We start from the raw sequence: 24074 nt of genomic DNA on the forward strand, positions 1-24074 counted from the left end.
CAATTACTAAAATTAATCGAGCTTAGCCAAAATATTTCTGTCTATTGAAGAATTTTTCGGGCAATCAATTCCTTCATGATTTCATTCGTTCCTGCATAGATTCGTTGGACCCGGGCATCGGCATAGGCCCGGGCCACCCCATACTCCCACATGTAGCCATATCCCCCGTGAAGCTGCACACACTCATCCGCTACTTTGCATTGCAGCTCGGTCATGTTGTATTTGGCTGCAGAAGCCATGGCAGAGTCAAGTTTCCTGTCATTATGCAGCAAAACCAAATAATCACAATAAATACGTCCCTGTTCCAATGCAGCAGTCATTTCGGCCAGTTTGAATCGGGTATTTTGAAAATCGGAAATGCTTTTCCCAAAGGCTTTTCGCTCCTTGACATAGTCAATCGTCGCCATCAGCATGTATTCTCCCAAGGCCACCGCAGCCAAGGCCACCACCAAACGCTCCTGTGCAAGTTCGGTCATGAGGTATTTGAAGCCTTCGCCTGCTTTTCCGAGCAGGTTTTCCTTTGGCACCTTGACATCTTCAAAAAACAATTCACAGGTATCCTGCGCATGCAGCCCGACTTTTTCGAAAGGAATCCCCTTGGTAAACCCCGGCATGTCTTTATCAATCACCAACAAGCTGATTCCTTTGGCTCCTTTGCCTGGATCAGTTTTGACAGCCACTACCACTACATCCGAAAGCCAACCATTGGTGATAAACGTTTTGGAACCATTGACCAAATAATGATCCCCCTGATCGATTGCGCTGGTGCGCATGCCCTGAAGATCGGATCCCGCACCCGGTTCAGTCATTGCCACAGCTCCGATATATTCACCTGTAACCATTTTTGGAATATAGTTCTTCTTCATTTCCTCGGTTCCGTAATGAAGCATATAGGGCATGACGATGTCAGAATGAAGCGGAAATCCGATGGCCGGTCCGGAACAACCACTCAATCCCAACTCCTCGATAAGGATGGCATTGTATCGGAAATCCTGAATATTCATCCCACCGAGATTTTCGGGCGCTTGCATCCCCAGAAATCCATTCTCTCCCAGCTTGAGCCAGGCTTCCCGGGAAACCATTTTTTGTTTTTCCCATTCGGCATTGAATGGAGAAATTTCTTTAGCAATAAATGCTTTAACACTCTCACGAAAGAGATCATGCTCCTCATTAAAAAGTGATCTGTGAAGTCCGAACATATTTGGGTTTAGTTTTAGTATTTCTACAAAACTAGGCAAATAGAATGATTTCTATTTTGCCATTCATAAGACTAAACCAGAGGGGTTCTTGTATTTTATCTTTTTTTACTTTTTTCTGACTCACTTTGATCAAAAAACCTGCATAAACCCGGATTATGCATCAGCAATTCTATTGCCTCCAATAATTGCTTCAAAATAAGTTAATAGGTTGCTGTTATCTCCCGATAGGTATCGGGATCACCCTAGCGGTGCTGTGCCTCAGTCGCCAAACAGCCTGATTTTATTACCATTACTGTCCTTCCCAGTATTCATCGGGACAGGCTGTAACGAAGCCTAAAAAAAATCCGGATTAAATGACCGAACTCAGCGAAAATAGCCTGCTCGTATGATACTAGATCTTCGTAAAAAAGAACTATCAATGGAAACGGGGAGCAATCGGGTTTTAACCTAAAAAGCAAGAGCTCCGAACCTTACGATCCGGAGCTCTTCTACAACAGGCTGGTTTTGATTACTCAAAGTATAGCGTCTTGCTTCTGCCGTTGGCGTCCTTTACATAAATGTAAACATCTTCAGGCGAAACTCCCTGCAACTTATAATTTTTACGGAAGCCCTCAGGCGTGGTGATTTCTTCCTGATGAATCAGCTTTTTGGTGCCTTCATGGCGGATTTCTACTTCGACACCGGGCTCACTTAGCCCAATCACGGCTAGGTTGACAGTATGCTCATCCACCATTTTTCCATAGGCCATCAGCGGCAGTTCAGAAATCGGAGTAGGCTTTTCAAAAGTGGCAACCGTATAGACCACTTCCTCTTCTTCAGTTGCTATCTTAATTTTATACTCACCACAAGGCATGTCGTTCAGGTTGTAAGGGATGATCATATCTCCGTTTCTTACGTTTACTTTACGCTGGTGTAGTTTTTTTCCTGATTGATCGAATAGCGAAACTTTTGCTTCGCCCACCCCTCCTTTAAGCAGGATGTTTACTTTTTTGAAATTTGCCTTTACGTTTGACAAGGCCATCAAATCGTCGGCGACATTTGCTGCAAGGCTGCTAAAAGACAAGGCGCCTGCCAGTGCGAAAGTGAATAAGGTTTTCATAAATGTGTTGGTTTAGTGTTGTGCTAGACCTTATGCGAAGCACATACCAACCCAGCTTTGGCACACACCAAGAGCTCAAATCACGTCCTATCGAATTAAATAAAATAAAGAAAGGAGACCATAGATCGTTTTGTTTTGGACACAATTTGATAACCTGACTTCGGTCGAATTTGGGATTTTTGGATTTTTCTGTCACATGAGCGGACAGATTTTCAAAAAATTGATTAAATCCCGGGTTACACTTTATTGTAACTTGTTAAGGAAATTTAATTTTAAAAATAATATAAGTACCTGAAAACAAATTGTTTGAAAACAAAAAATCTGTACGCTTCCGTACAGGTTTTGTCCGAAAAGACACAGAATTTTTGATGTAAATCAATTCAGTTTTTAAAAAGAACCAGCCGGATTAAAACGCCTATCCAAAACCGACTCCTGCAAAAAGCGGTCAGAAGCCGATGTTGGTGAAAACATGATAACCTCAAAAGTGCAGGTAGGTGCTAGTAGTTTAAAATTGGTTTTTTTTTGCGAACGCAAAAGCACGGTAGAAACAGGTTTAATTCTTACTTTTAAACATGATTTCGATGAATTTTTTACGGAAAATCAATTTCAAAAAAATCTCCCTAACTGCAGGTCTCTGCGTCGGGTACCTTTTGATCTTGATGACTTCTGCCTGCATTGACAGCGAAGATACGGGAATTCTGGAAGGCTGTCCAAGGCCGAAAGAGGCAGATGCGACAGGCCTAAAGCAGGTATTTTTTAGTCCCTATCAGAACAATCGCTATTCAACCTCCTCTGATACAGTGCTTTTATCCCAGTTTGGATTCAATTTTGAATTGGAAATTCAGGAAAAAGAAAATCAAAATTCGGGGTCATTACCCGGTCAAGCTTTGGCACTAAGCTGTATACAGACCTATACGATTAGAAATATTTCAAACATTACTGTGGTACTTACTGAACCTTTTGCAGGCTTGCCAACCGGAACCGACATTGCTTATTTACTGATCACCCCTGATAAAAAACGAATTTCAGAGCTTAGGGAATTTGAAAATGTATCCGTTTACTTTGGCTCAAATCTGGAAATTACCCCTCCAAATTATTCTCGATTGAAGACCCGAACTTTTCTCTTTTTGAAAAACGGAACCCGAACGTTCATCGATACTACATCCCCCTACCTCAAAACCAACTAACCGCTATGCTTCGAAAAATTTTTCTGGGAGTCTTTGCCACAGCCATGGTGCTGGTGATTGTCTATATGCTTGGTCCCAAAGTCAAAAGACAGGATTTGGTTATCCAATTTCCCGAGGTGCCGACAAGGTTATCCGAACTGAGTAACTATGTCAAAAACCGCGAAGATAGTGTCATCGGCTTGAAACCGGGCAATGAAGCCTATATCCAGTGGGCAGACAGCAGTAACAAGGCCAAAACTCCCTATTCCATTGTTTACATCCATGGATTTGGAGCCAGTCCAATGGAAGGTGACCCTGTGCATCGGTTTTTGGCCAGCCACTTTGGTGCAAACCTGTTTGTCACACGGCTTCCCGAACATGGTATCAGTCGGGCTAATGGAATGGAATATATGACTGCACAGAAACTTGCTGATGCAGCCGGGGAAGCCTATCAGATCGGAAAAAGCCTGGGGGACTCAGTGATCGTAGTCGGCACCTCAATGGGTGGAGCATTGACCCTATTATTGGCCAGTCAGCAGCCGGAGATTAAGTCGGTGATACTCTATTCACCGGCTATTCGGGATAGAGGAGAAAGACTTGAGGCTTTTTTCAAACCGTGGATGAAGTTTTTGATGGAAAAAACTGCGATGAAAAACAAAGTAATCCAACAAAATAGAGAAGGCGAAAAGAAAGCTTATTGGTCGGAAGAGTACCACATCAATGGCTATGAAAGTATCGCAACATTGATCTATAGCGAAATGAAGGCTGAGACTTTTGCTAAAATCAAGCAACCCCTTTTCATGGGCTACTACTATGAAAGCGATTCGGTTCAGGATTTTGTCGTGTCAGTACCTGAAATGCTGAAAATGTACAATCAGCTAGGTACGCCTGAAGGATTGAAAAAGGAGCAGGCATTTCCAAAATCCGGTGACCATGTCATCGCGTCAGCTATTACATCCGATGATTGGCAAGGGGTTTTGTTTGCCACAATTGATTTCTTGGAAAAAGTAGCAAAAGTCCCTCCCAAAGTGGAGTACCAAAATCAGATTGATGAATTGATCCAAGCAAAGGGAGTGATGGATGGGAATCGGTGATTTTTTTATGTGTAGCCGCAATGATGCACGTGCTCTAGATTTGGGGTATTTTGAAAGCGGATACACGTCCACAGATGACTGTCAACAGCACATACAATTGGAACTCAATCCTACCATTTTTTGCGTACGTGCAGCTAAACGAATACACATATCACATATATTTTGTCTTCTACCTGTTGTCGCTTATATAGATTCGAAGTTGGGAGACCAAATACGGGAATAATTCGCACTTTAGCCTTCCGTCTCCGGTCTCTCGTGCTAAGCGAAGTCGAAGCATCCCTCTCTTACAAATCCGCCTTAAAAGGCACGGCAGGAAGGTTCAGCTCATTCACTAAATTTACCTCCGGATTATCTGCCCAAGCGTAGCGAATTCCAATTGGAACAATGCCTTCCGGAATGGTGATTTTCACTTCATCCTCTCCGGAAATCACACCAGTCACCACCTCAAATTGTCCTTCCGCGTCTTCCAGAATAAAACCTTTTACCTCATCCCCAGCGCTAAGCTTCAGTCCTTCTCCCACTTCAGCATACGTCAACGTCAACACATTTCCATCCTGCTTCACTTCCTGAAATACCGGGCCTGAAGCCAAAATCTTCTCCCCAAAAGCCACTTTCTTGGCTTGAAGCCACAGCCGCTCTCCCACATCTTTTTTATTTCGGGGGTGAATGTCTTCTGCCTCACCGATATCAATAATTGTGGCCATTCCCGTGGCAGGAAGCTCCAAGGTCTGTCGCTGAGCCTCTCTCAAAAATGCCCAGTTACTTTCAGGCTGGGGTTCTTTCCGCTCCATGAAGTTTGCCAATTGGACGAACAAAAAGGGAAAATCACCAATATTCCATCTTACTCTCCAGTTGGTAATCATTGCACTGAATAGTTCCCGGTATTCTTCATGCCTACCCGCATTGCCTTCTCCCTGATACCAAATAGCACCCTTGATCGCATAGTTAGTCAGAGGAGCAATCATCGCGTTAAACATGAATCCAGGTTTCATATTGTGAAATTCGACGAGCGGCAATTGAGGTTCTACTATGTCATTGGAATAAGTCCAGGTCCCTTCCAAACTGATCTTTTTGCCATTCTGAGTCAAATACATCTGATCTTTTCGCCCGATAGCAGGGCGATTGTTCCAGGTATTTATCGCTCTGATTGTCAACACATTTTGACCTTTTCTCAAGATATCTGCTGGAATCGTCAAGTCAGGCACCGGTTCTCCCCAGTTTTTATAATGAACTTGAATTCCATTGACATAGATATAGGCCATCTGATCGATAAATGGAAAAGTAAGCGTGGCTTCCCCTACGGAAGTCAAATTGAATTTTTTCCGCACCCAGGCGATATGCTCCAGCGGATTTCCGTCAGGAAGGGAAACAGATCTCCAATTGCTGTCATTGTATCCGGTGGAGGATACTTCCCCAGCCAGCAGGGAATCGGGACGGATGACCAGCTGATCCCGTTTTTCCCGTCTGATTTCATTTTCGGCGAGGATTTCCATCCATTTGACAGAGTCTGCAATCACTTTCTTGGACTCTTCGGTATAGGATCTGTCATCGATATCTGCCAGTACTTTAGCCTCAGTCCAACCTTCAGCAGGGGTTCCACCCCAGTTGGATTCGATGATTCCCACGGGCACATTCTTTTCCAGATGATTTTGCTTCGCAAAAAACCAGGCGACGGCCGAGAAATCAGGCAAATTATCGCTGTTTGCCACCTTCCAACTTCCGTTACGGACATCCTTTTTTTCGATGACACTGTAGTCTTTTTCCACCTTAAAAAATCGAATCATGGGAAAGTCCGCATTTGCAAACTCCGCTTCCGCACCGATTACCCCTTGCTTAAGGGGCCATTCCATATTGGATTGCCCTCCTGCAAGCCAAACATCGCCTACGTAGACATCTTTGATCGTTTGTAGGTTCACCTGAAGTTCAAATGGTCCTCCCGCCAACAACGGCGGCAATGAAACTGACCAGGTACTGTCCGGCAGCACTTTGGAGCTTCCCACTGCCCCTGCAATACTTGCCCGGATTTTTTCATTTGGAATTCCCCTCCCCCAGATTTTAATCGGCATCTCCCGCTGTACGACCATCCCTTCAGAGATCAGCTTTGGAAATACCACTTCCGAGTCCGGCTTGTCAAATTCGCAAGCGAGAAATAGAGGAAATAAGAGCAGAATAAGAAGGTTACTTTTCAAGGGTTGTTGGCTGTTTAGTTGGGCAATTTCCTGAAAAAAAATGATTTATCAGCACCGTTTATAATCGTATCCAACCGAAAAGCTCAAATTATTTCCCATTTTTCTCAATAGCCTGAATTGCATTTACTAAAAAAGCAAAAGGGGCATTCCAGTTGATAGCGATTTCGTTTGAAGCATAGCTGCAGTCCAGATCGGTAAATGACTCATCTGGAACATCACTCGGATAGTCACAGTTGTCTTGTTGTGAAGGATTTGGCCCACCTACTAAAAATCCTGGTAAAGCAGGTAAATCAGGTCTGGAAATCGCAAGTCTATGGTGGGGGTGCATTGGCGTCTTCCTTCCAAACCCGGTCACATAACTAAATCCAGTGGCATTTCTGCCTAAAATGTAATCTAGATTTGATTTTGCACTTTGCAGATAATCTGTCTTTCCAGACAATCTATAGGCTTCCAAAAGTAAAATTCCCTGATTGGATGCCACAGCATTACTCCCCCAGATAAAGTCCTTGGGATTACCCCCCATCGGGGAAGAATAAGCCTGAGAAAGTCCAGCTTGGTGATAGGAATCTGCAGCTGCAATCAGGTTTACCTTCAGCATCGAAAGCCACTCCCGGGGGATTTGATCAAGAGAATCCTCATTTCGAAGCAAGGAATAATAACCCATCCACTTTACCTGAGACCAAGAAGGGAGTTGGTAATCTTGGTTGGCTGACGCTAAAATATCCCAATATTCCAAGTTTTGAGTAACGATATACAGTTCAGAAGCCGCCCAAATCCATTCATCGGTAAGGTTTTGATCACCATAAGCTCCAGTGAGGACCTCGGGTTTAAAGGTTTTATTCAAATCATTTTGACGATAATAGACTTCTGGATTTTGAATAGCCCAATTCCATGCTTTCTCAGCTGCTTTCAGATAAACGACAGCACCCTCAGGAGAGAAAGGTTTAAAAATCCTGGCAGCCTGGGCCATCACAGCCGCAAAATCCAAAGTGGCTGCAGTTCCTTTACTGACAAAATAGCGTTGGTTGACTGCCTTGTGAGGTTCCACCATTCCCTCAAAACGGGCTGTGGTCAATTTGTGGTAGACCCCGCCATCCGCAGGATCTTGCATCGTCAGCATCCATTCCAGGTTCCATAAGACCTCGTCCAAGATATCAGGCACGGCATTCCCGGATTCAGGAATAGAGAGATTTTGCTCAGCAAAATAATTGGGATAAACCTCATACAAAGACATGAGCGTCCCCATGGTTATTCCGCTGTTGACAATGTATTTGTTATAATCTCCTGCATCGTACCACCCTTTGGGAGCCGATAGAATCGTGCCTTCCGGTCTCAAGTCACTGGCAGCTGAGGGATGAATGGCAACCTGATCATCCGGATGGCCAGCTTTTCTTGCCCAGATTCCAGCAAATTCCTCCGGTAAATCGGTGGAGGCACGTTGAAAATAAAAAGCTTTTAGAGATGCCTTACCCAATTCCTCATACACCTGAGAATGAATCGCAAATGGATAGGATTTACCTATTTCAGGAATCCCTATTTCATAATTGCCCGTAGTGGAAAAGTCACTGAAATCAAGTTTCCACGCTGATTTACCTGAAAGAGTTTTTGCATCACTTTTCTCTGCGATGCCTTCAAAAACGATCTTTTCATTCTCGATGTCCCACAAAAAAAACGATCCTACCTGATCTTCTGAAAGTACAATCGCAACTTTATGCTGCTCCGGAAAAAAACCAAGCTGGTTTATCCGAATGGCTTCATTTAGCTCAAGTGAATTTGTGAGTTGATTTGTGGCACATCCAGTCCAAAGCGAACCTATTATAAAAACTAGCAGCAACTTAATTGACATAGTATTGTAATCTGATTTCCAATGATTTGAATTCTATTTGAGGAAAGTTTTATTCAATTATTTGAAAAGAATGTAATCCTACATTTCTGATTCCCAGCCAGATGGTTTGACCAATTTTTTTCGATTGCGTGATCTCTTTATCCAGTTTTAGGCCTGATTCTGTCTGGAGGACAGACTTCCATTTTCCTGACTCCTTTTCCAGCAAAAACCCTTGATTCCCTGCTATTTTTCCGATTTTCAGCCTCGGACTATCCAAGTTTCCAAACAGCAACAGCTCCATTTTCCCCTCTTTCCCGAGGATGGAAATCGCAGCGTTTATCGGCGAATACTGCGTGGAAAAGGGGATTTCCACGGGTTCAAACGTTCCATTTTTAAGTGTGAAAAGGTGTGTTTCCAGCGTTTCTGCTGTAATAATTTCTGCTTTAGAAAGTTCCTGCTCGGTAAGAATCCCGGAAATCTCAGCGGTGGAGAAACTCCCGTAATCTGAAAAAAGTGCCTTCTTTCTATACATCTGTCCTGCGAGTTCGTCTCTGGACAAAAGTGGATATTCCTTCCCCTGCACCGGGAGAGTCACAATCGGATCAACGGAGCCATTTTCATCAAAATCCGCAAAATAAATCCGAAGTGGAACCTCCTGGGTTGTTTTCAACCGTGAGTTCAATCCCCAATTCCCCGCTAAAAGCTCGGGGGTTCCATCCCCATCCAAATCTTCTACAAGCAAACTTCTCCACATGCCCGTTTCGCCTGATGGAAAAAAGGTATCAGATAAATCCTGCAGCTTTCCATTTTTCGCAGAAAAAACCCTGATTCGGTCAAATTCAGCAGCGACGACCAGTTCCTCAATTCCATCTCCATCAAGCTCAACCGCAACTGCTGCCTTTACCCGCTTGAGCTTTTCCAAAAGCGGATCTACTACGGCATCAATTTGATTTCCACTCCATTTCAAAAGATAAGAGCCATCTGATTCAGGCCAACGGCCAGGAATATAACCGCCTCCGATGAAAATCTCTTTTTGACCATCGCCATCAAAATCCCAAGCGATGGAAACTGAAGTGCTTGTGAGATTCCTTGGCGAAAATCCTCCTGGGGCTGGCTTAAATTCTCCTTTTCCGTCGTTCAATAACATCTGATCCTGAAGTCTGGAATCGGATTTAGACAAATCTTCATATCCGCCTTTTCCCAAGAAAATATCCAGGTCCCCATCTCCGTCGGCATCAAGGATTAAAATCGAGGAAATTCCAATTCCCTGGACAGGAATTCGTTTAGCAGCTGTTTTGGAAGGGTTTTCTCCATCAAACACCAAAAGGAAATCCTCAAAACTAGAAGATATCAATTCAGGTAAACCATCACCATCCAAGTCTCCACTAGCCAATATCGGCCCCGGTTGACTAAGCGAATAAAGCAATTGGCTCTGTCTCTTGAAATCATTGAAACTCTCAGTTGGAGCATCGAAAATAACTTCGGAAGAAAACTGAAATCTGCCTTTCGGCTCAGATTTAAGTGCCGACTTTACCACAGCATCCACCAGTTTGAGTTCTATTTGCTGGTTTGCAGTTGGTGAAATGACAGTCTGGCTTTCTCCGCTAGGCCAGTTGATACGAATAGAATCGATGCTGGGACTTTCCAATCCGAAATGAAGGATGGAAGTGACATTCCCCTGAAATCCTTTGTAAATCTGTTGTTGCTGGTATTGAACAGTAGTCCCTTGGTAAATTCGAATTTTGGCACCGATTCCGTCAGAATTTGAAGAAGAACCGATCAATTTCACCTGAAGATAATTTCCAATATTTCGATCACTTGCAAGATTTTGATAAATCTGAGCGGGTTCGTTGAGATTATTGATGATCAAATCAAGGTCGCCATCCTGATCCAAATCGGCATACACCGCGCCATTGCTATTACCGGGTGTGTCCAAGCCCCATTCCGCTGATGAATTTCTGAAGTTTAGTCCGTTGAGATTTCTGAAAGCATAATTCCCGATCTTGGTTGCAGGCATGCTGTTGATCAATTCCATTACCTGTTGCTGGTTTGGTCTTGACTCCTGCAATACTTGCTGTCTGTAGTTGATGAAATCGAGATTTGTGAAGTCTTTCAAAAATCCATTGGAAACAAATAAATCGGTATAGCCGTCATTGTCAAAATCAGCGAATAACGGCGTCCAACTCCAATCTGTTGTAGAAATTCCAGCTGCCTGCCCCACTTCAGAAAAAGTACCGTTTCCATTATTCAATTGCAACATATTCCGCATCAATTGATGGTGAAGTCCCACCTCCAAAAAAAGCTTGTAATGCTCGTAATTCTCGGGGCTGTGAAGCAGTTTTTGGCGTTTGTTATCCTCAGGAAGCATATCCAGCGAGATCAAGTCCAGGTTTCCATCCCGATTGATGTCAGCATCATCTATTCCCATGGAGTACAAACTGGTATGTGTAAAAGCTGAGTGTAGGTGATTGACAAATGTGCCATCCCCTTGATTGACGTAGAAGTAGTCCGGGGAAGAATAGTCGTTTCCGATGTAGATATCGGGCCATCCATCTTCATTGAAGTCTCCGATGATCGCCCCCAAACCGTAACTTAAGATTCCCGTGTCAATTCCTATTTCTGAGGAAACGTCCCGGAATTGGCCGTTTTCATTTCTGTAAACTTTGCTCGAACTCAAGGTGTCCTTGGTCCGGAGCATCGTTTTAAATGCATTTGCATTCAGGTTACTGTAAAGAATTGGATTGTGATTGAGCAGGAGCATATCCAAGTCACCGTCCCGATCCAAGTCAGCAAAATAGGCCGAAGTAGAAAAAGCCGGATCGTCAAGTCCAAAATCTTTGGCTTGCTCTTTATAAAAAGGAATGCCTTTGGAATCCAGTCCCTGATTGACAAAAAGTTGATTTCTTCGCTGACCAGCAGGCAAATCACCAGAATAGCAGACATAAATATCCAGCAATCCATCCGCGTTGATATCCACCATAACCGCGCCGGTAGCCCAGGCATTTTCCCGGCCTCCAGTGGCTGTAGCGAGGGTGATATCCCGGAATTTCATTTGTCCAAGATTCAGGAAAAGTTTGTTTAGTCCTTGATTCGAGGTAAAATACAGATCCTCGAGCCCATCATTGTTCACGTCGCCCACAGCTACCCCACCACCGTTGTAGAAATATTGGTAAGTGAGAATATTGGCTTGGGCGGTTTCTTGGATTTGATTGGTGAATTGAACGCCAGAGGAATCTGGATTTACTAAAGTAAAAAGTGTCTCCTCGACTGCCTTTTCTTTTGCGCAGCTGAAAAAAAAGCATGATGCCGAAGCAAACAATGCGATGAACGATAATCGATGGAGTTGCAAAGGAATCAGGGGACTAAGTCTTGGTTCTAAAGTGTTTGAAAAAATCTCCGAAGCAGAACATTCCGCCTCGGAGATCGAAAATAAAAAACCGTCTATGAATTATTAATTTATTGCTCTTACTACACGCACATTGTCTATACCTACTACAGCTCTGATATCAGAGGAGGTGGTATTTATGATTAGCAATCTAAGTTGCTTCACTCCACCCCCGTCGCCTGCTAGTAAGTCGGCGTAGGTATTCAATCTGGTGTTTCCGTTGGTCAATCTATTCATCGCGACAGATATGGTATGCCAGCTTCCATCTGTGGCTCGGATGACCTCTGACAAAGGCACATCGAATGATAATTCGTTGCCGTTTTTGTCAGGATACCAAAGCTGAACATTAAGTCCTGAGATATTTTCTGTGGTATTGATGGCAAGTTCAAAACGAATGTCAAAACTTGCTGCCGGAGCTCCAGGGCTGTATTCTTCAGCTGGTGCAGTTGGGAAAATTTGAACTCCACCCCAGTTTGCCAGGTTGATGACTTTGTCATTGTTCCATCCATAGCTTGCCGGGAAAGGTTGATTCATTCCGGCAAAGTTCCCCTCTAACCCTTCGATTCCAGGTTGAGATGGTTTGATCATTTCACCGGAGATTCCCCATCCCCAATTCCATGGCCATTCTAAAGCTCCATTGGTATCAAAATCAGCAAACATTCCTTTTCCATTATAGATCTGAGTATTTCTGTTCGTTGCAGATCCACCACTTCTGGTGACCACTGAAATGGACTGAGATTCACTGAAATCCAAACCTTCGGGAACTTTCACAGTCAGTGTAGTTCCCGCAGAATTGGTCTGAAATCCTGAAGTCACAAATACATCCTCCCCGGGAAAATAAACTGTATCCACAAAGTAGAAGTAACGACCGAATAGTGTCAAATCATCACCAGCCTTTACATACTGATTTTTAACCTGAAGAATCTGAGGAGCCGGTGGAAGGGTTTGAAAATCAATTACTGATTCTCCACTTTTAGTCACCAATCTCAGTTTGTTTGGCACGTTTGGATCGGTCGCTACCGTGGGCACACTATCCCCTACGGTTACAATTACGCTGTTGTTGGTCACATAGGCAGTATTGACACCCAAGGGATAATCGTTCAGATACACTTCCTGAGTACCAAGCAAGTTGGTTCCAAGTATTGCGATCGTACTTCCCAATGTTGCGGAAGTGAATGCGCTGTCCACCGTGGTGGGGTCAGTAGTCCTTACCCGCTCGATGGTGGGTGGACCTACATTGATTACCTCTTCCTCCTGGCATGCGCCAAGTACAATAGTCAACAGCAGCATGCTTGCTACAATGACTGAGCTGGAGGATTGATTGATATATTTTTTGATTTGCATATGCTTTACATTTGAGTTACTTATTTACTGATCAATTACCAGCCGAGAAGTCATACGGCACCGCTGGCTTACGCAAGTTTGGAGCTCGTGCGAGTTCGGAAGAAGGAATCGGAATTTTGAAGTTTGACTCGTTCACCGGGAAAAACCGAGGTGTAGTATCATCTGCTGGGATTTCAATTTCCCAAAGCGTCGGGTCAGGAATCTGATCAGCATAGATTCTGAAGGTTCCTCTATCCTGAGTCGACAGAATGCTGTAAGCTTTGGCAGGATCATAATATTCCAGTTTGGTGAATTCATACCAAGCTTGTCCTTCCATTGCAAATTCCTTGATTCGCTCCTCAAACACATCCTGCCAGGTCACTGAAGTCAATGAATTAACTCCTGCCCGCTGTCTCACCAAATTCACATACTTCAATGCTTCGGCTGGATTCTTATCCAATATGGCCTCAGCATAAGTCAGATAAACATCAGCCAATCGGAGAATGTAAGTATTGATTTCAGTTCCCTGCTGTACTACTTTTCCATCATTATCCTCAGGTCGGCCGACCACATATTTCTTTACCCATGCTCGGGTATTGAAATTTCGGCTTCCATCGATACCATTTGCAGGTACCCGAAGTTGCTGAGCTGATCCTCCTGCAGGAACCTGTGTAATGTAAGGATAGTGATCGCCCGGAAACATGAAAGATGCTTTTCTTCTTTTGTCGAAGACTAAGTCATCATACATATCAAGCATCCACTTCGATGCACCGATGTCTCCGCCCCATCCATCACCGAATCCGGTGATTTCTGAACCATAGGCCAAAAATGCCTGAACAGAGTTTTGTGCTCCCCACTGACCGGCCTGAGCAGCATTATACACCCACTGAAGGGCTGCAAGTGTTTCAATGTTACCGTTGTTTTGAGTCTTAAATAGATCCTCATACTCTGGCATCAATTCAGCACCGCTATTATCAATGACTCTTTTTGCAAAATAGGCAGCAGAATCAAGATCAGACTGACTTCTGGTTCCACCGACACCTGCTTTTGTCAGGTACATCTTGGCAAGCAATCCCTCAGCGCTCCATTTGGTCAATCGACCGTTCAAAACCGCATTTTCAGGAAGGTTTTCAGCTGCATATCTGAAGTCCTTGATGATAAATTGCCACACAGATTCTTCCGTATTTCTAGCAATTGTGGTATCCTGAAGCAAAGCTGTGTTGTTGGTAATAATCGGAACCGGTCCCCAGTTTTGCACTAAATAGGAGTAAGCCAAACCTCTCATAAATCGACCTTCGGCGATGCCGTGGTTTTTGATCCGATCGGTAACATTTGGTCCAACGAATTGATTGATGTTGTTGATCAAAGAATTGGATTGGGCGACCACATTATAGAATGCTCTCCAGGAAGCCCCGTTTTCGGGGGTCTCACCGGTTGTATTAAACCGGACATTTTCAAGTTGGTAAGAACCTGAGGTAAGGATTCCACCTCTCGCATCACCGATTCCGTGACTTGCTTTGTCATTGTAAGCAAACCAAACCAAGTTGTAAAGTGGTGCTGAGGCAGCTAAAATTTGATCATCAGTTTTGTAGAAGTTTGCATCTACGATGGCAGCCAACGGTGGCCTATCCAGAAAATCTTCCGAACAACCTACCAGTCCGCCCAGCAAGAGCACTGCTCCTGCAATTATATTTCGGATTTTCATGTTTGTATTCATTTTCATTTTTCTGATTAGAAGTCAAGACCTAAACTCACGGTGTACATTCTGGTCAAGGGATATCTTCCATAATCAACCCCAATCATCTGATTTGCTGCAGAGACGTTGTTACCCACATAAGCACCTACTTCCGGATCAAATCCAGTGTATTTGGTGAAAGTGAAGGCATTCTGAACTCCGATTGAGAATCTAGCACCTTGAATTGCATTCTGCTTTCCTATTATAGAAGAAGGGAAAGTATAACCCAATTGAATGTTCTTCACGCGGACATAACTTCCGTCTTCGACAAAGTTGTCTGAGATTCGGATGCCGTTACCATTAAGATCAGTTACGTTGATTCTCGGAATATTACTTTCAGGATTAGTAATGAATGGATTTCCTGACCCGTCCATATCAATCCTAGAGTAGCCATACGTTTCCAAAAGCATGTTTCTTCCCAGGTTCACATTGTTCGGATTGGTGTTATTGAATCTGTTGTAATTGTAGATATCGTTTCCAAAGGACCCTGTTAACAGTACATCCAAGGTGAAGTTCTTATATCCGAACTGCTGGGTAGTACCGAAAGTGAATTTTGGCCAAGGGTTACCGATGAAGGTTTGATCACGCTCATCTATTACTCCATCCCCATTGATATCCACATATTTGATATCTCCGATGTAAATGCCATCAGGACCTACAGGAAGTGGGTTACCTGAGTTATCGACTGGTCTGGCACTTGATGCTACTTCTTCCACTGTCTGGAAGATTCCATCCGCTTTGTAACCAAAGAACAACCAAGGTGCTTGTCCGGGAACTGCTCGCTGAGTGAAGTTATTCATGAACCAAGCGGTGCGGTCTATAAATGCCGTCTCGGAGAAAAACTTGGTTACTTCAGTTCTAAATCCTGAGAAATTGAAGTTAGAGTTCCAGGTAAAACCATTGCCTCTGTTTTCGATATTGACGGTGTTAATGGTAATACCGTAACCTCTGTTTTCCAGTGCTCCAATGTTTACAGTAGGAGTTCCGATACTTCCTTCACCCGAGGTTCCCATATACCAAGGAAGTGGATTCGGAAGCAAGAGATTATCTGTTTTCTTCAAATAGAAATCCGCTTCAATCTGAACTCTGTTGTTAAACATGTTCAGGTTAAAACCAACGTTAATGGTAGAGGTCTCTTCCCACTTCAATGCTGGATTTCCAAATCTTGAGACCAGGAATCCACTTCCCCATGGAGTTGGAACACTTGGTGAGCTCAAAGGCGCAAAAATCGCATTCGCATTTCCCTGATTTCCGGTAAGACCTGTTTCAAAACGGATTTTAAATTCATCCATCCAAGTTGCATTGCTGAGGAAGTTTTCTTCCGAAACTCTCCATGCAGCAGATACAGAAGGGAAATAACCCCATCTGTTTTCAGGACCGAAGTTTGCAGAACCATCCGCTCTGAAGGCAGCAAGGACTATGTACTTTTCGTTGAATGTATAGTTTGCCCGTCCAAAATAGGACTCCATTGCCCAATGTCCAGCACCGCCGCTGTTGGTCGCACCCTGAGCAGATCCAAGACCCAGCTCCGCAAGATCATTCGAGGAAAAGTTAACTCTTCCTGCACTCATGAATTCATACTGATTTGCCTGAGCTTCATGAGAGGCCATTACATCCAATGCATGCTTACCCCAGACTTTACTGTAAGTCAACATTTGACTCCAGTTCCAGCCAAAACTTGTATCTGTGTTTTTGTTTAATTGGTTGATATCATTGGTCACTGATCCGAGCTGATAAGTCGGAGTAAAGAAATGACCATTGTTGTAGTTCACATTTCCATTGACCATGGTTCTGAATTTCAATCCTTCCACGAGGTCCACTTCGATATTGAACCCACCTAAGGCTCCCCTTCTCATGAAAGATCTGTCCAGCAAATTTGCCAAGGCAATTGGGTTAGGAGGTGTAAACTGAAGACTAGAACCGTTGATGGGATCCGCTCCACCCCACGAACCGTCCGGATTAGTCACCGGAATATTGGGAGCCATTTGGATTGCGTTGTTTATTACATCCGAGCTACCGGTAGCAAGCTGCTCATCAGTATGGAACAGCTGCATATTCATTCCTATTTTCAACCATTTTCTGGTTTGGTTATCGACGTTTGCCCGAATAGAATACCTGTCAAAAGAAGAACCTATAGCGATACCATCCTGACTGAAGTATTCACCGGATATAAAGAATTGAGTCGCCTCAGTTCCTCCTGAAAGGTTAAGGGTATGCTTATTAAGACCGGCTGTTTTGAACAGAGCATTTTGCCAGTCCGTACCTGATCCCAAAAGACTTGGATCAAGAAACGCTGCCGGAGGTGTACCGCCGGTGATTTCATTGATTTCGTTTACCATCGTCGCATACTGATTGAGCGACATGACATCCAATGGATCTGGCTTGTCCTGCAAACTGTATAGGTAATTGTAGCTGATCTTGGTCTGACCTGCTTTTCCACGCTTAGTGGTAATCATGATCACACCATTGGTACCTCTGGATCCATAGATCGCTGTAGCTGATGGTCCTTGGAGAACTTCCATGGATTCAATGTCACTTGGGTTAAGGCCTGCAAGTGGGTTTGTTCCGGAGGTAGCACCGAATGAAACTGTCTGAGGCTGAATTTGCACTCCGTCAATTACATAAAGTGGCTCATTTGTACCACCAATAGAATTCACACCACGAATATTTACAGATATCCCTCCTCCTGGAGCACCGGTGTTTTGAGTTACATATACACCTGCAGCACGTCCTTGAAGGGCTTGCTCAACTGTCGTGTTGACCGTGCGTTCGATATCTGCTGAAGAAACAGAAACTTGTGCAGAGGACATATCACGCTTTTTCATCGTACCATAACCCACGACTACCACCTCATCGAGTGAAGACATGTCTTCGTCAAGGGTGACATCGATTACGGATTGATTTCCAACCATAATTTCTTGTGGTTTGAAGCCGATAAAGCTAAAAACCAACACAGAATTTGAGTTGGGCACGGAGATGGAGTAGCTTCCATCTCCGTCGGTTGCTACACCGGTAGTGGTACCTTTGACCAGCACCGTAACTCCCGGAAGAGTAAGGTCATCGCCTGAGGATTTGACTGTGCCTCGCACGGTCACCTGAGCTTGAACCACACCCACCAGAAGCATAAGCAATAGTGGTAATAGTTTTTTCATCATTAGGGGTTTAATTGTAAGAAAATGGTAAATAGGTTTGGAAGGAAAAGGCTTTTTCCGGGGGAATGAAATTCTCAGGAAGTTGATTTGAAACGCGCATAGCAGTTGGTTTTAGGAAGAAAAAAATCGCTGCGATACTCCCAGAAATCCACTGATACATCCTTCATTTTTAAGTCCAATCCTATCGATTGCAAAAAGAGCACGATAAGAATGGTAAGGAAGGATCCAGGTTTTTGGGCTTATTGCTTTGATCTCTATAAAGCTAAACCGCCTACATTTATTTGAGGGTGTCCAAATGTTTTCATTTAGGGTACCAAATGTTAACGAGTTGAAAAAAGTGAAAAAAACCGCTTAAATCTTCAAATTTCCGGCTTTTTCAAAATGCTAAAAACTTAGGACTTTCATGATTTTTTCATAGAAGCCGATTTAAATAATTCTAAAATTTTATCCGAAACCGGAAATTCAGATGTTCAGGTTTTCAATAGGACCTATTTACTTCGCAGGGTTTTTCGGATTTGTAGTCCCCATGGTTTGATCTGACCTTCGGACCAACTGCCGGTTGACGATGCAAGGGGTAGAAGCATGGAGCAGGTTTCATCTTTGTCTGCAACAGACCAAGCTATCCAACTCACTTTTTTGGACTCCATCCAGCTAAGCCAGGCCGTCCAGGAAGCCTGATCAATAGGACCGTTTCCAGTCGCTTCCATTCCGGCACATTCGGATACAAAGATCGGAAGTCCAGCGTTCATGGCTGCCTCGGCTCTGTTTCGCAAATAGTCTTTGTGTGTTGCCGCATAGAAATGAAGGACATACATGATATTTTCCTGATTCATAATGGGATTTTGGGCGACAAGGTGCACATCCTGACTCCAAGTCGGCGAGCCAACCAAAATGATATTGTCCGGATCATGTTTTCTTATTTCGGTGATGATGGCTTCACTATAGGCTTTCACTTCTTCCCAGGTATCATCAATGGGTTCATTATACAATTCATAGATGATGTGTGGATTATGACCGTAAGTCTCAGCCATTTCCTCAAAAAACTTTTTTGCTTCATCCAAGTAAATCTCGTGACTATGCCAGTCGATAATCACATAAACATCTTCCTCTATGGCAGCATCAATCACAGCTTTCATTTTTTCAATGGCAAAATCCGGGTTTTCGAAATAGGCCCCAGTCGGATCTATTCCCATTGCAGCACGGACCACGTTGACATTCCAGTCTTCTTTCAGCCATCTGACCGCTAAATCGTTATAAAACCTTGGCCACCAATTATGCCAACCAAAACTGACACCCCTTAGCATTACGGGGTTTCCTTCTAAATCGCTAAGCTGTCCGGATTGAACTTTGAGTTGACCAAAAAACTGCTGGCTGGAAACTTCAACAGGTGGATTGACAATTGGAGGATTAATGCTAGGCTCAGAAGCCACAGAACATGCGGAAAGCAAGCTCAAAACAATGGTGATGAAGCGGTGCATGGGTCAGGTTGTTAATCGATTGGCAAGTATAGCCCTATCAAAGCAGAGATATGGGAGGCAATTGTTACCAATAAGGGCATCAAAAGTAAACAGCAGACCCAATTATGAATCCGAGGCTAAAGATTGCGTTTTACCTGCATACTCAGAAGGCAATACTTCAAATTCCGCTTTAAACTGCTTTGCAAAATATTTAGCATTATTATAACCAACCTTATAAGCAACTTCTGATACCGACAATTGACTTCTGACCAACAATTGGGCTGCGCGTTGGAGTCTGATGAAGCGAATGAATTCGATGGGGCTTTTTCCAGTAAGTGATTGCAGTTTTTTATAAAGATGAACCCGACTCATGCCCAGCTCCTTGCTTAGGAATTCCACGGACAGCATTGGATCTTCGATGTGAAGCTCAACCAAAGCAACTGCCTTCTGAATCAATTGATCATCCATGGAAACCACTTCCACTTCCGAAGTATTGATTTCAATTTTCTTCCGATTTTGCTCCTGTTTCATGTTACGTTCGCGAAGCAGATTCTTGACATTCAACTGAAGTACCTCCAAGTTAAAAGGCTTGGTCAAATAGAGATTACAGCCACTATCCAATGCTTTGAGCAGGTTTTCCTCGGACTTTTTTGCGGTGAGCAAAACTACCGGAATGTGGGAGGTTTTAATATCTCCTTTGATTTTTTGGCAGAGCTCTTCCCCATCCATCATGGGCATCATCCAATCCGAAATCACCAAATCGGGTATCAACTGCCGGGCAATTTCCAAACCTTCAACCCCATTTGAAGCCGTCAATACCTGATAATTTTCGACCAGACAATCTTTGAGGTAGTTTCTAAACTCACGATGATCCTCTACAATCAAAATGCAGTCTTTTTTGGATTCCGAAGCGGTAGTTTGCTGCTGGATAAAGTCCTCCTCATCTTCTTCCAGAATTAAACCAAGGGGCATGGTTAGGGTAAATTTCGAACCCTTTCCGGGGTCACTTTGGACGTCTAGTATCCCTCCCATGATCTTGGCAAAATCCTGAGCTAGAGACAATCCTATTCCGCTTCCCTGATTTAACTGGTGTCCATGGCCCTCAGTAGTATAGAATCGCTCAAAAACTTTATCCTGATCTTCATAAGCTATTCCCACTCCACTATCGGCTACTGAAAGCGAAAGAATGGCGTGTTCCTCTGTCTCTTCAAAAATCTCCAGTTTGACATGGATCTTTCCATCTTCAGGAGTGAATTTGAAGGAATTGGAAAGTAGGTTAAAAATAATTTTCTCCAATTTATCCGGATCAAAGATGGCCTGAAGCGACGCTGTACTAGTCTCGAAACTTAAATGAATGTGTTGATTATCTGATAATTCCTTGAAATCAGAAATGCTTTCTCTGACAAATTGGACAATATCCCCCTCAGAAGAGTGAAAAGCCAAAGCCCCCTTGTCGACGTTCTTGACATCCAAAAGCTGATTGATCAGTTTCAGAAGGCGACGGGCATTTCGCTGGATAATTTTATACTGGCCAGAAAGTACCGGGTCTTTAGACTCAGTTAAAAGATGCTCTGCTGGAGTCAAAATCAAGGATAATGGGGTTCTGAATTCATGACTCAGATTGGTAAAAAACTTGGTTTTCAGCTTATCCAGTTCCTGAACCCGTTTCGCTTCTCTGACCGCATTTTCCCGTTCAAATTTTTCCTTTTGACGAGTAAGTAGTTGAGTTCTGAAATAATAAATGCTTCCAACCATGGCCACCAAGTAAAATAAATAGGCCAATGGCGTTTTCCAGAAGGGAGCCAAAATCTCAATATCCAACGAATATTCAGATGTACCCCAACTATCCAAGACCGTCCCCGGCTGCACCACCAAGGTATATCTTCCGGGATCAAGGTTAGTAAAAGTAACCTTCGCGAGTTGATCATTGAGGTAGATCCACTCCTCATTGAATCCAAGCAATCTGTAGCGATACTTATTCTTCTCAGGATAAAGAAAATTAAGCGCACTGAAACCAATGCTAAACATATTTTCATCATACCTAAGTACTAGCTTCTCGGTGTTTTCGAGGGATTTTTCCAGAGGAATCCGCTTGCCGATTTTCTCCCCCACTCCTACTGGCTCATTGAACAGCTGTAAATCTGTAAATACCACAACAGGATTGTTTTGCTCAAAGGCAAAGTTCTCTGACTTGAAAATATTATACCCATTCGGGCCACCAAAAATCAATTCGGAATGGCTGGTTTTTAGCGCGGAGTTTTTGTTGAATAATGAAGCCTGAAGTCCGTCCTTTTGGTCAAAATTCTGAAATGTGATCTTAAAAGGCTGGACGCTTCGATTTACCTGAGCATAAGAAAGGCCCTTCTGAGAGCTGATCCAAAAATTTCGTTCTTCATCTTCCAGCAAATCCACGAGATAATTGGAAGGAAGTCCCTCCTTCTCCCCAAAATGGACAAAGACACTGTCATTTTGATCAAAATAATGGAGGCCATTTTGGGTCGTAAGCCAAATTACTCCCTCAGAATCGGAAAAAATATCAGTAATATTGGATTCTTTGAGTCCATTTCCTGAAGATTCAGAATAAAATGCCGTGGTTTTCTTTTCAAAATTGATCACGTTCAGGCCGCTGCCACCCCCAATCCAGAGGTTGCCAGCTCGATCTTCAGCAAAAGCTGTGATATATTGATTGTGAGGCGTAAACGGCTGACTTCCTGCAGGATAATTGTGAAAGGTTTTTCGGTCAGGTTCCAGCATCGCCATTCCGGACCGCAAAGTACCGATCCAGATTCTGTTTTTACTGTCTTCAAAAAGCTTCCAAATATTCGGTCCCGGAATTCCGTTGGATTCTCCTTGATGGTACGGAAAATTTGTGAAGGTTTTTCCGTCAAATTTCCCCAACCCGTTAAGATAAGTTCCGATCCATAAAACCCCTTCATGATCCAGCAATAGATCGACAATTACATCGCCTGTGACACTGTTTAGATCATTGGGATCATGTCGATACTGGGTGTAGTTGTTGGATTTCCGATCGTGATAAATCAACCCTCCCCCATTTGTACCGATATAAAGGTTGCCAAGACTATCCTCCACAAAAGCATTGACATCGTTGAATGGCAGGGATTGGGGTTCTGAAAAGTTTCTTCGGACATGTGAAAACCTGAGCAAGCCCTGATGATAATAAGAAACACCCTTCTTATGTGTGCCGATCCAAATGATACCTTCGAAATCTTTATAGAGTGCGTAAACTACACTGTGGGGTAAGTTGGCTTCCAGTCCATTTTCATTATCAAAAAATCTAATCTCTTTGGTTTTCTTGTTAATGATATTAATCCCACCATGATCTGTTCCCAACCAGATTTGACCATTTATGGCTTCCACCACAGCCTTCACCATGTCATTATTCAATCTGAAAATGCCTTCTTCCTTACGGTTTACCCAGATCTCATTTGAAAGTCCATCGATCCAGAATACCCCTAAATCTCGCTCCGGATCAAATATCCAGGCATCTCCATCAGAATCCAACACCAATTCATAGTTTGCAGATGCAGGTATTTTTGCTTTTGGCAACTCCAGCGATTTGGTGACGATGAGTCTGTTGGGGTCAATCAATTCTATCGTTCCGGAGTGATTAACAGACCATATCATGCCATCCGGGGATTCCGCAATTGCTGCAATTTTATTGGACGCAAGGTTACCACCTGCATTTCCAGTCTTAAGATATTGGGTTTTGTGTGTTTTTGAATCGTAAATGCTAATTCCCTCATTTGGATGAGTAAACCAAAAACGTCCTTGTCGATCCTTCATCAGCATTCCTATGGCTTCGGATGCAAGGTTATATTTCTTGAAAAACCTTGCTGATCCTCTGGAAAACTTCTCAGTATCAGAATCAAACACATCAAAAAGCCCATTTACGTTTTTTACCCAAAGGTGATCATCAGGTCCTATGTATAACTTACTTGCCGTATTGTGAGAAATGGAAGTAGAATCCTTTGAATTGAAAAAAGCTTTGATTCGTGTCCCGTCGTAGCGATAAAGTCCATAAGCCGTACCAAACCACATCATTCCTTTGGAATCGCGAAGAATAGAAAGCACGTTGGAATTGGAAAGTCCCAGGTTTTGATCCAGATTTCTGAAAACCAATTCCTCCATCCCAGACTGTGCAATGGAAGGATAGCATGCCATCATCCACCCAAAACCTACGATTGCATATATATAGCGTACAACTCTTCCCATTTCTTTAAGCAACCCTGTAATAAACTCAATCCTTGCACATTAAGTAAAACTCTGACCAAATTGAACTATGATTCTTTAAAAAACCCAAAAAAAATTAAAAATGACTGAAGGACAGCGGTATACATTCCCCAAATTAATAAGTACAGCTGAATCACTTTAAAAAAAACAGATCTTATCGATCCAAAAAAGTCCGACCAGGAAACACCCCGGTCGGACT

Annotated in this window: 12 protein-coding genes; 2 read left to right on the forward strand and 10 right to left on the reverse strand. The window is 43.4% G+C overall.

The features are described 5' to 3' along the window. Positions 1-41: 41 nt before the first annotated feature. Together C4S61_RS04970 and C4S61_RS04975 are read right to left on the reverse strand one after the other, a co-directional pair. Complete coding sequence (locus C4S61_RS04970; protein WP_103923684.1) at positions 42-1199, reverse strand: acyl-CoA dehydrogenase family protein; 1158 nt, start codon at positions 1197-1199, stop codon at positions 42-44. Positions 1200-1707: 508 nt separating this feature from the next. After that, positions 1708-2298 carry a hypothetical protein gene (locus C4S61_RS04975; protein WP_103923685.1) on the reverse strand — a complete coding sequence of 197 codons (591 nt, stop codon included), beginning with the start codon at positions 2296-2298 and terminating at the stop codon, positions 1708-1710. Positions 2299-2879: 581 nt separating this feature from the next. Between C4S61_RS04975 and C4S61_RS04980 the strand changes: the two genes are divergently transcribed. Together C4S61_RS04980 and C4S61_RS04985 are read left to right on the forward strand one after the other, a co-directional pair. Then, on the forward strand, positions 2880-3485 hold the full coding sequence (locus tag C4S61_RS04980; protein WP_103923686.1) for a hypothetical protein: 606 nt from the start codon (positions 2880-2882) through the stop codon (positions 3483-3485). 5 nt (positions 3486-3490) lie between these two features. Next, complete coding sequence (locus C4S61_RS04985) at positions 3491-4558, forward strand: alpha/beta hydrolase (protein ID WP_103923687.1); 1068 nt, start codon at positions 3491-3493, stop codon at positions 4556-4558. Positions 4559-4842: 284 nt separating this feature from the next. On the opposite strand, the gene C4S61_RS04990 is transcribed toward C4S61_RS04985, so the two are convergent. The 8 genes from C4S61_RS04990 to C4S61_RS05025 form a co-directional block, all read right to left on the reverse strand. Then, complete coding sequence (locus C4S61_RS04990; RefSeq protein WP_103923688.1) at positions 4843-6747, reverse strand: sialate O-acetylesterase; 1905 nt, start codon at positions 6745-6747, stop codon at positions 4843-4845. Between the two features lie 88 nt (positions 6748-6835). Then, a complete protein-coding gene (locus tag C4S61_RS04995; protein WP_103923689.1) occupies positions 6836-8593 on the reverse strand; it encodes a glycoside hydrolase family 9 protein in 1758 nt (585 codons plus the stop codon). A gap of 49 nt (positions 8594-8642) precedes the next feature. Then, complete coding sequence (locus C4S61_RS05000) at positions 8643-11921, reverse strand: VCBS repeat-containing protein (RefSeq protein WP_103923690.1); 3279 nt, start codon at positions 11919-11921, stop codon at positions 8643-8645. Positions 11922-12023: 102 nt separating this feature from the next. Then, entirely contained in the window at positions 12024-13301 is a 1278-nt protein-coding gene (locus C4S61_RS05005; protein WP_103923691.1) for a glycan-binding surface protein, read from the reverse strand. A gap of 31 nt (positions 13302-13332) precedes the next feature. Beyond that, positions 13333-15003 carry a RagB/SusD family nutrient uptake outer membrane protein gene (locus C4S61_RS05010; RefSeq protein WP_235009804.1) on the reverse strand — a complete coding sequence of 557 codons (1671 nt, stop codon included), beginning with the start codon at positions 15001-15003 and terminating at the stop codon, positions 13333-13335. 8 nt (positions 15004-15011) lie between these two features. Beyond that, entirely contained in the window at positions 15012-18167 is a 3156-nt protein-coding gene (locus C4S61_RS05015; protein WP_103923727.1) for a SusC/RagA family TonB-linked outer membrane protein, read from the reverse strand. Positions 18168-18655: 488 nt separating this feature from the next. Next, positions 18656-19645, reverse strand: a complete 990-nt coding sequence (locus tag C4S61_RS05020; RefSeq protein ID WP_103923692.1) for a glycoside hydrolase family 5 protein — start codon at positions 19643-19645, stop codon at positions 18656-18658. A gap of 102 nt (positions 19646-19747) precedes the next feature. Then, positions 19748-23857 (reverse strand): hybrid sensor histidine kinase/response regulator transcription factor, encoded by a 4110-nt coding sequence (locus tag C4S61_RS05025; RefSeq protein WP_103923693.1) that lies wholly within the window; start codon positions 23855-23857, stop codon positions 19748-19750. Positions 23858-24074 lie beyond the last annotated feature (217 nt).

Origin of the sequence: Algoriphagus boritolerans DSM 17298 = JCM 18970, from assembly GCF_900108085.1 — a bacterium.
GTDB classification, from domain to species: domain Bacteria; phylum Bacteroidota; class Bacteroidia; order Cytophagales; family Cyclobacteriaceae; genus Algoriphagus; species Algoriphagus boritolerans.